1 protein-coding gene is annotated in these 1158 nt (G+C 38.9%); it reads left to right on the plus strand.

Going from position 1 to position 1158, the window contains the following annotated elements; translation table 11 throughout:
- Window positions 1-53 precede the first annotated feature (53 nt).
- Window positions 54-1124, plus strand: a complete 1071-nt coding sequence (locus QUB25_RS29670; protein WP_333189062.1) for an IS630 family transposase — start codon at window positions 54-56, stop codon at window positions 1122-1124.
- Window positions 1125-1158 lie beyond the last annotated feature (34 nt).

The raw sequence follows: 1158 nt of genomic DNA on the forward strand, positions 1-1158 counted from the left end.
ATACCAAATCCGGTTATGATAGACTACTTATAATCACATAAAAATAAAAAGCGATGCCGAAAAAAGCATATTTGGCAAATCATCTCAATGCTAATGAGCTGAAAGAAAAATATCTCACAAGTCAAGACCCAGTAGAAGCAAGGAGATGGCATATATTATGGAAAGTTGCATTAGGATGGACAATGAAAAATAGCGCAATAGCGGTGGGGCTAGATTATCAATACGTGAAAAAAGTTGTCAAAAAATATAATGAGTTAGGAGTAGAAGGAGTCAAAAATAGGCGCAAAGAAACTCAGACTCATATCAGAGGAAAAACCCCATTATTAAGTGAACAACAATTGTCAAAATTAGTTACAGCACTGCGTTCAAGACCCGAAGATGGCGGAATCTGGACTGGACCCAAAGTAGCGAGGTGGCTGGAGAAAGAAATCGGCAGAAAAAAAGTAGGCAATCAAAGAGGATGGGATTACTTAAAAAAGTGCAAATACTCTTGGCAAAAACCGAGACCTAAACATCGCAAAGGAGATGAAAAAGCCCAGGAGGATTTCAAAAAACAGTTGCCAGTATTGGTCAAAGAACTGGAACAGCAATATCCGGAAGCTCAAATAGAGGTGTGGTTCTTTGATGAGCATAGAGTGGGACTTAAACCGATACTTCGGAAAGTTTGGTCTCCCATAGGAGAAAGACCGATAGCAGTAGTACAGCATCGGTATGAATGGTTATATGTTTATGGATTTGTTGAACCCAAAACCGGAAGAACTTATTGGTATTTAATTCCTCGCGTAGATACGAGGTGGTTCAACCTGGTGTTGAAGACATTTGCGGCCGAAGTTGGTGCTGCTGAGCCAAAAATTATTCTGTTAGTTCAAGATAGAGCCGGATGGCATACCAGCCCAAAAGTCGAGTTACCAGCAGGAATAATTAAGGAATTTCTACCCCCATATTCTCCAGAACTCCAACCAGCAGAAAGATTATGGTCGTTAGTAGATGAACCTTTAGTTAACGAGCATTTTGAAAGTATTGATGAGTTAGAAGATGTTTTAGCTACCAGATGCTGTGTTCTTCAACAAATGAACAATGAAATCAAAAACCTGACCAATTATCATTGGTTTAACTATCGTTGATTTGTTAGTATTCTATGATAACCGGATTTGGTAT

It is taken from the genome of Microcoleus sp. B3-D7 (genome assembly GCF_036705305.1).
In the GTDB taxonomy this organism is placed as follows: domain Bacteria; phylum Cyanobacteriota; class Cyanobacteriia; order Cyanobacteriales; family Microcoleaceae; genus Microcoleus.

Excerpts from the sequence above, each read along its gene's own strand:
- QUB25_RS29670 (WP_333189062.1), top strand. The coding sequence starts at position 54 with ATGCCGAAAAAAGCATATTTGGCAAATCATCTCAATGCTAATGAGCTG.